This window comes from Sphingobacterium allocomposti, from assembly GCF_008124885.1.
Classification (GTDB): domain Bacteria; phylum Bacteroidota; class Bacteroidia; order Sphingobacteriales; family Sphingobacteriaceae; genus Sphingobacterium; species Sphingobacterium allocomposti.
Genome location: NZ_VNHX01000042.1, coordinates 1 through 8,500 on the forward strand (window position 1 = coordinate 1; position 8,500 = coordinate 8,500).

Genomic DNA, 8,500 nt, shown 5'->3' on the forward strand with positions numbered 1-8,500 from the left:
GACGGAAATGTGCTGCTGCCTCCGAGCGGCGCCGACTACGACGTCGACAGCTATGCTAATTTCCTGCAGAGGGGAATAGATGCATTTAAGAAGAAGTGATTCGTAATTCGGCAATAGTATTAGGTAGTTAGATAGCGTTAAAAAGCTTAAAGGAAGTTAGATATAAGCTAAAAGCCGTAAAGTCGTTAATTTGTGAAGTCGTGAAGTGAAAGGCTGATGGCAAATGGCTATAAGTCGTAAAGTTGCTGATTCGTAAAGCTAACCCCTAATTTCTGACTTCTCAGATCTAATATCTCACATCTCAATACTCATATCTGACTTCTGATTTCTCACTTCCGATCACGGTTCACGAAAAGAATGAGCGCGGACGTAATTTGAAGTAGCGTGGACGACTTTACGTCAGCAATCGGCGTAAAGTCGTGCGTGGCGGAGGATATATCATGGACAGCGGAGGGAAACTACCGAAGCTTCCGCGTAATCACTTCCATAGCTGAAGACTTTACGTCCAGTGCGTCTGTACTTACTTGCAGACTGGACGTTATCTCTTTGAACGCCGATGACAAGACGTCGGCACCGGAGGAGGTTTACTGGAGGGCACGCGTTATTACATTGAACACCAGCGTTCTTTTCTCGGCGGCGCAAGTGATTACGTTCAACGCGGAGGTAATTACGTCGAACGTCGACAACATTACGTCGGGCGCTCACAGCATTACGTCCGCTATGGAGGAACCTTCGTCCGTGGCGGATGTAAACACGTTGACGATGAACGGCATGACGTCGATGGCCGAAGAGATGTCGTGCAAGATGGAGAGAAGTACGTTCATTGCCGAAGTAAGCTCTTCGTGCGCGATCGACATTACCTTAACTCTCGACGACGTTACGTTGATAGTTAACGTAATGTCGTCGGATTCCGGTGTAAAGTTGTGAGCAAAGGAGGTAAACTCGTGCGCAACGGATGTAAAATCGTCGAGGTTGAACGTAAAGTCCTCAAGAGCGGACGACATGTTGTTCGCAGCTGGCGAGGTTACGTCGGCGGTTGGCAAGGTTACGTCCGCGGTGCTTTTTTCGTATTTAGCCGTTTAACGACCTTGTCCGGAGCCTAGTGACTTCGCTCATACCTATAGCTCCCTGATGCGGATATTGCGGAAAGATACCGAATCCGTATGGTTTTGCAGTGCAATTCTTCCCGAGGAATGCTTGGCAAAGTCCGGGTACGCTTTCATGGCGCCCGAGGATACTTTCTGCCTAAATTTTTCGCTCTGTATCTCTCCTTCAAACGTCAGTTGGCCATTCAGCCAAAAGCTCACCTTTCCATCCTGCTGAACCACGCGACTTCTGTTCCACGATCCGTATGCGGCGGGCGAAGAATTCCCGCCTACACAATCGACAGCATATAGGCAACCGGCCCAATGGGTAGAGTCTATCTGGTGTCTGTGCTCGGCGTGAGTATTGTCCAGCAGTTGCATCTCCAGTCCGGTGGCAAACGTAGCTGCATAGCTCGGATCTTCTTGCACGTTAATGAAAATGCCGCTATTTCCACCTTTGGCAACCTTCCACTCCAGCTCCAGCTCGAAGTTCTCGTAAATACTATCGGTAACAAGGTCGCCAAAGATGCCCTCCTTTTTTTTGGGGTCGCATAACAACACGCCACGAGAAGCCGTCCATTTCGATGCAGTGTTTCCTTTATTGTAGATATGCCAACCGTTGAGCGTTTTTCCATCAAACAGCGTCTGCCAGCCGTCTGTCTCCTCGGCGGACCCGCTATCTTTATTTGAAGATGAGGTGCATGAGGCGTACACAAACAATAGCAATAAGGGTAAGATCAGTTTCATGATAAGCGGTTTTCAGTCTGCACGAATATAGAAAAAAATCAGAAAGGATAAAATTGACGATTTGTTAACGTCTTGGCAATCATGTATTAATATCAAAGTCGTTACTTTGAAAAAACGATTATGAAGCGAGACGTAGAATTGGTCGTGATCTCCGACATACACCTCGGAACATATGGATGTAGATCTGAAGAATTACTCCGGTACCTATCCTCAATCAATCCACGGAAACTTATCCTCAACGGCGACATCATTGACATTTGGCAATTTCGTAAAAGCTACTTTCCGACATCGCACCTGCGGGTGTTGAAGTATATTCTGGATCTGGCCTACCAAGGGTGTGAAGTAACCTATATTACAGGGAACCATGATGAAATGCTGAGGAAGTTTGGGCGGATGCAGTTTGGTCAAATAACCCTGACAAACCGGCTACTGCTGGAGATGGACGGAAAAAAAACGTGGATCTTTCACGGAGATGTGTTCGATGCTTCGATTCAACATACGAAATGGCTGGCAAAATTGGGAGGTTGGGGATATGATCGATTAATACAGCTGAATAACATCGTCAATTGGGGGCTAACCAAATTGGGAAAAGAGAAATATTCCCTGTCCAAACGGATTAAAAATTCAGTGAAAAAGGCGGTGAAGTTCATCTCAGATTTTGAGGAGACGGCTTCGCATCTAGCAATCGAGAACAGGTACGACTATGTGGTCTGCGGACATATACATCAACCACAGATTAGAACCGTTGAAACTAAAAAAGGATCCTGTGTTTATATGAATTCGGGCGACTGGATCGAGAATCTCACCGCTTTAGAATATCATGGAGGACAATGGGACATGTTTAGTTACGAGGAAAGTAAAGCGTTGCTCGAGAAATTTCCGAACCCGGCAGCCGCGATGGAGTTTAGAAACAACCTCGACGAACTGCTGAATAATATAATTAAAGGAACAATCTAAAATAGCGGCACGGAACCAATATTCTTATTGAAGGTCAGCGTAGTACGCCTGTCATCCGCTTTCTGTTCCTTGCTTTTCTAGCAGAACGGCTGCGTAGGGAAGAAGCAGAAGTCCCGATCTTTTTTTCATTTATACCTCTAGGCATAAACTCCACAAAAAGCGCCAATTCGATATAAAGTCATAATGCTATTTTTTGTATCTTAGCAACCTTAGCTGGCGCATGGCGCTTTGGTACAAAAAGCTAATTTTAACATCATTTAAGCATTTACCTTGTCTGATAGATGATAAATTGAGCTAATTTTGGAAAAGATCTATGCTTCTGGCTTTTAGAAAAAAAAGGTTTCAATCTCATGGGAAAAATTATAGCAATTGCTAATCAAAAAGGCGGAGTAGGAAAGACAACGACTTCTATAAATTTGGCAGCAAGTCTGGCCGTGTTGGAGCATAAAACGTTGTTGGTAGATGCGGATCCTCAAGCGAATTCCACTTCAGGAATCGGTTTTGATCCCCGGGGGATAAAAGCAAGTGTGTATGAATGTCTGGTAAACGATCTAGACCCTCGCGAGGCCATACAGCCGACCGATACCCCAAATCTGGATCTGCTTCCTGCACACATCGATCTGGTGGGCGCGGAGATTGAAATGATCAACATGCACGAGCGCGAGTTTAAGATGATGAAAATGCTGCAGGAAGTGAAAGACGACTACGATTTTATTATCATCGACTGTTCTCCTTCTTTAGGGCTGATCACCATCAACGCGTTGACGGGCGCTGATTCGGTTATCATACCAGTGCAGTGTGAATATTTTGCGTTGGAGGGGTTGGGAAAACTTCTTAACACCATTAAGATCGTGCAGACAAGGTTAAACACCAGTTTAGAAATTGAAGGAATATTGCTGACTATGTACGACGTGCGTCTCCGTCTTTCCAATCAGGTTGTTGAAGAGGTTCGTACGCATTTTAGCGACCTGGTATTTGATACCATCATTCAGCGAAATACGCGATTAAGTGAGGCTCCAAGTTTTGGAATATCTGTCATTATGCACGATGCGTCTTGTAAAGGAGCGATTAACTACTTGAATCTCGCGCGTGAAATCCTACAGAAAAATGGTTTAGTAAAAGAAAATTCGCAAACAGCAACAGTATAGTATGGCATTACAGAGAAAAACAGGGTTAGGAAAAGGCTTGGGCGCCTTGCTGCAGAGCGAGGATATTCAGGTTTCCAAAAACGCAAATAGCAACGGGCCTGTCGCGAAAGACAACACAAATGCCGCTTCTGCGGGAAGCATAAACTTTATCAACATCAGTCAGATCGCGGTCAACCCTTTCCAGCCGCGTACAGACTTTGATGAGCAGGCTTTGAACGAATTGGCCGAGTCCATCAGGGTGCAAGGGTTAATTCAGCCCATTACTGTAAGACAGATCAGCAAAAACGAGTACCAGCTTATTAGCGGGGAGCGTCGTTTACGTGCGTCCAAGCTGGCGGGAATAGATGAGATCCCTGCGTATGTCCGCACAGCGAACGACCAGCAGATGCTGGAGATGGCGCTTATCGAAAACATCCAGCGCGAGAACTTAAATGCGATAGAGGTTGCCTTGAGCTTTCAGCGGATGATTGAAGAGTGTAATCTAAAACAGGAAGAGCTCGGTGAACGGGTAAGTAAAAACCGTTCTACGGTGACGAACTACCTGCGCCTATTAAAGTTGCCTCCCGTTATTCAAGCCGGTATCCGGGATGGTCAGATATCAATGGGACACGCAAGAGCATTGATAAACGTCGGTGAAGTTGAAAAGCAATTGTATGTGTATCAGGAAATTATCGATAAGGGACTTTCTGTCCGGATGGCGGAAATACTAGTACGTAATATTCAACAGCAGAGCAAACCGAAAAAACATCCCGTGGGAAAGCAGCTGGACTTTCAATATCAAAAGATTGAAGACGACCTGGCCTCTAAGTTTTCAACACGTGTCCGGCTTAACATAAAGAACAGTAAAGGAAAGGGAGCTATCGAAATTCCTTTCGATAGTGAGGACGATTTAAGTCGCATCCTTGAGCTATTAGACTGGTGATGCGCTATTTACTCCTATTTTTTTTCGTTCTCATTGGCTCGTTGTGTGCTTATGCCCAAGAACGTGACTCCATCAGGCTGGATTCTGTTGCTGCAGATACAGTGTTACAGGATTCCATAAAATTAGCACAGGATACGGTAAAGAAAGAATCCCGGAAAGAACGGCGGGCACGCGAACGGGCAGAAGCTGAACGGGAAAAATATTACTATAAAGGTATAAAAAAAGATTCAGCGCGTTTAGAAATTGAACGTTTATCCCGGGTTGCCTGGAAGCGTTCCTTGATCGTCCCCGGTTGGGGGCAATATACAAACCAAGGCCTATGGTGGATAAAGGTGCCCATTATCTATGGAGGACTGGTCACGGGATACGTCGTATTCGATTATTGGCAATGGTATTATAAAAAGTTTTTAGATGAAATAGCCTTTCGGTTGGAGTATGGCGATACACCCAATGATCCAGACCTGATTAACTGGGGGAACGAGGGGCTCGTTCGCCAGAAAGATTATGCCCGAAGGAACCGTGACCTGACGATTTTGGTCTCCGTGGGATGGTGGGGGTTGAATGTCATAGAAGCATACGTGGATTCCATGTTAAAAAATCGATGGGACATCGGGCGTGATATGAGTATGAGAATACGCCCTGCACTGATGCCGACGTATGCACATGGTGGATATGGACTGTCGGGATATGGTGTGGCGCCTGGAATAAAATTGACATTGAATTTGAAATAGTAAAATAAGAGAAAGTAACGCTATGGCCTGCCCGTCGAACAAAAATAACGTAGGTGAAAGGGTTGGAAGCATACTTGTTCTATAGATTCAAAGAGAAGCAAACAATAAGTGTTTTGCCAAACAGAACGAAGTGAGATCATGAATGCCGTTGAGAACAGACACGAAATGAATAACTAATTAATCAGATGAAACCATCATGATTTATTCAAACTACACAGGGTATGAATACCGAATGAAGTGAGCTCATGAATGTCACTGAAACATATGTGCCACGAATAAATCTGATAGCTTCATCGCCATTAAAAAACAAACCGAGTGTAACGAGCTCATCTATACAGTTGAGGTTTAACATTCATAGATAATTTAAACAGATGAAAATAGTGCTTTTAGGATATGGTAAAATGGGACAGTTGATCGAAAAGTTCGCTGTCAAAAGAGGCCATGAAATCCTATTAATAGTTGATAAAAATAACCGTTCCGACATTACGGCGGGCGATCTTGCTGGCGCGGATGTCGCTATCGACTTTAGTGAGCCGGCAGCTGCGATGGGCAACATCAGTCTTTGTTTTGAAGCAGATTTGCCTATTGTTGTGGGGACAACAGGATGGTACGAACATATCGAGGAAGTCAGATCTGTTTGTATAGAAGCAAATCAGTCTCTTTTGTATGGATCTAACTTCAGCATCGGTGTGAATATATTTTTCCACATTAATAAGCTGTTAGCCAAAGCGATGGGGCCTTATAAGCAATACGATGTCCAGGTGGAGGAAATTCACCATATTCACAAGCTTGACGCGCCAAGCGGGACGGCGATTACCATAGCGGAAGGTATTTTGGAAGGTATCGAAAGCAAGTCTGGCTGGATCAATAATGTTGTTGGTGAGGGAGAGGAAACCATTCCAAGGCCCGAAGAGCTGCTTATCGAAAGCCATCGTATCGAGGAGGTTCCCGGTACGCATACGGTATTATATAGCTCCGAGGTTGATCAGATTGAATTTAAACATACAGCGCATAGCCGGGCGGGGTTCGCGTTGGGGGCTGTGGTGGCCGCAGAATGGTTACAGGGAAAAAAAGGCTTTTTCCAGGTAACGGAAATGTTTAACTTTCAGCTGGCGTAATGTTGCGGTGCTGTAGACGTTATGCTTAATTTGATTTTTTAACTTTTAACATATAGTATGTGGTATATTATTTTTGCAGTACTGACCATTGCTTCCCTGTACGGTCTATGGCTGCTGTTTAAAAAAGCGGGCAAGCAGGGCTGGGAGGCCATTGTGCCGTTTTATAGAGAATACGTCATGGCACAGCTAACAGCACGTCCAACATGGTGGGTTGTCCTCCTATTGGTGCCTATCGTTAACATTTTCATTTTTTATGGGCTTTATTTAGATTTTTTGAAGTGTTTCGGCAAACGTAGGTTTTGGGAGACTGCGGTGGCGGTTTTACTGCCCTTTATTTATTTACCCCTTTGGGGAAGAGACTCGAATGTTCGCTATCTAGGACCGTCCAATACCGAAGAGTTCCGGAAAAAGTATCCATATAAAAAATCGGTGGCAAGAGAATGGGCCGATGCTATTATCTTTGCGACGGTGGCCGCATCACTAATTCGGGGCTTCCTTATCGAAGCCTATATGATTCCAACCGGATCGATGGAACGGAGCCTATTGATAGGAGACTTCTTGTTCGTGAGCAAGCTAAATTATGGTCCGCGCGTACCTATGACGCCGCTCGCTTTTCCCTTCGCCCATCATACCATGCCGGTAACGGGTGGAAAGGCTTATTCTGAGCTGGTCCAGCTACCCTATAAGCGGTTACCCGGTTTTCAGGAAATAAAACGAAACGATGTCGTGGTTTTTAATTTTCCAGCCGGCGATACGGTGGTGTTGGAACATCAGGACCAGACGTATGCCGATATGGTCCGTTACATGGGAAAGGAGGCCGTTCATAATCAATTCACGGTCGTCACGAGGCCCATCGATAAACGGGAAAATTACATTAAGCGATGCGTCGGGCTTCCCGGAGATGTCATTGCCATGGAAGGTGCGAAACTTATGGTAAACGGACAGCCCGGATTTACGCCGCCTGAAATGCAGATGGACTATTATGTTTATACGGATCAATCCGGGCTCAACCCCGAACGCATGAAAGACCTTCGATTGGAGTACTATCCAACAAACCAGCCGGATATCTTCCGGGTCTTTATGACCGCCGATGAGGCCGAAGTTGTAAAAGCCTGGGGAAATGTAAAATCTGTCGAGATGGGAACATTAGACAAGTCCCAGCTTCTGGGCGATACGTACCCGCACGATAACCACTACAGGTGGAACTTCGACAACTTTGGTCCAATCACAATACCTGCGAAGGGATGGACCGTGTCATTGGATTCTTTATCAGTGCCCATGTATGCGCGCGCTATCCGTGATTACGAAGGTAACACGTTAGAAAAGAGGGGCGATGGTTATTATATCAATGGACAGAAATCGGCAACCTATACGTTCAAACAGAACTACTACTGGATGGTTGGGGATAATAGACATAATTCGCTGGACTCCCGTGCCTGGGGATTTGTGCCGGAAGACCATATCGTAGGGAAGGCGCTGTTTACGTGGATGAGCTACGATGAAAATGGTAGCTTTTTATCAAAGATCCGATGGAATAGAATTTTTAAAGGTATCAACTAAAAGAAGGCGTTTCAAACGCCTTCTTTTAGTTGATACCTTCGTCAAGCTCAGGACGGGTTGTCAAACTGAGTTAAACGAGTTCATGAATGTCTCGGAAATACAGACAAAGGATGACGAACATACAATTTATTGTTTTTTAGTTTGTATGTTTGAAAGGGTATAGCTCCGGGAAGAAGTTTCACATAACTTTAAAGTCAACAAAGTGAAAACTAAAGACGGAGCTATGGAAACA

Annotated in this window: 8 protein-coding genes; 7 read left to right on the plus strand and 1 reads right to left on the minus strand. The window is 45.1% G+C overall.

The window, feature by feature from the left end:
- Positions 1–384: 384 nt before the first annotated feature.
- A complete protein-coding gene (locus BC792_RS18075; RefSeq protein WP_148910422.1) occupies positions 385–927 on the plus strand; it encodes a hypothetical protein in 543 nt (180 codons plus the stop codon).
- Between the two features lie 191 nt (positions 928–1,118).
- Here the strand turns inward: BC792_RS18075 and BC792_RS18080 are convergent, their stop codons facing one another.
- On the minus strand, positions 1,119–1,832 hold the full coding sequence (locus BC792_RS18080) for a 3-keto-disaccharide hydrolase (RefSeq protein WP_148910423.1): 714 nt from the start codon (positions 1,830–1,832) through the stop codon (positions 1,119–1,121).
- 120 nt (positions 1,833–1,952) lie between these two features.
- Between BC792_RS18080 and BC792_RS18085 the strand changes: the two genes are divergently transcribed.
- From BC792_RS18085 to BC792_RS18110, 6 genes are all read left to right on the plus strand, one after another.
- Positions 1,953–2,789: a UDP-2,3-diacylglucosamine diphosphatase gene (locus BC792_RS18085; RefSeq protein ID WP_148910424.1), complete on the plus strand. Its 837-nt coding sequence runs from the start codon at positions 1,953–1,955 to the stop codon at positions 2,787–2,789.
- A gap of 350 nt (positions 2,790–3,139) precedes the next feature.
- Positions 3,140–3,937, plus strand: a complete 798-nt coding sequence (locus tag BC792_RS18090) for a ParA family protein (protein WP_148910425.1) — start codon at positions 3,140–3,142, stop codon at positions 3,935–3,937.
- Between the two features lies 1 nt (position 3,938).
- Entirely contained in the window at positions 3,939–4,859 is a 921-nt protein-coding gene (locus tag BC792_RS18095) for a ParB/RepB/Spo0J family partition protein (RefSeq protein ID WP_148910426.1), read from the plus strand.
- Positions 4,859–5,590 (plus strand): DUF5683 domain-containing protein, encoded by a 732-nt coding sequence (locus BC792_RS18100; RefSeq protein WP_211357585.1) that lies wholly within the window; start codon positions 4,859–4,861, stop codon positions 5,588–5,590. Before BC792_RS18095 ends, BC792_RS18100 begins: the two co-directional genes overlap by 1 nt.
- Before the next feature lie 371 nt (positions 5,591–5,961).
- Positions 5,962–6,708, plus strand: coding sequence for a 4-hydroxy-tetrahydrodipicolinate reductase (gene dapB / locus BC792_RS18105; protein ID WP_148910428.1), 747 nt, complete (start codon positions 5,962–5,964; stop codon positions 6,706–6,708).
- A gap of 57 nt (positions 6,709–6,765) precedes the next feature.
- Entirely contained in the window at positions 6,766–8,268 is a 1,503-nt protein-coding gene (locus BC792_RS18110) for a S26 family signal peptidase (RefSeq protein WP_148910429.1), read from the plus strand.
- The last annotated feature ends 232 nt before the right edge of the window (positions 8,269–8,500 follow it).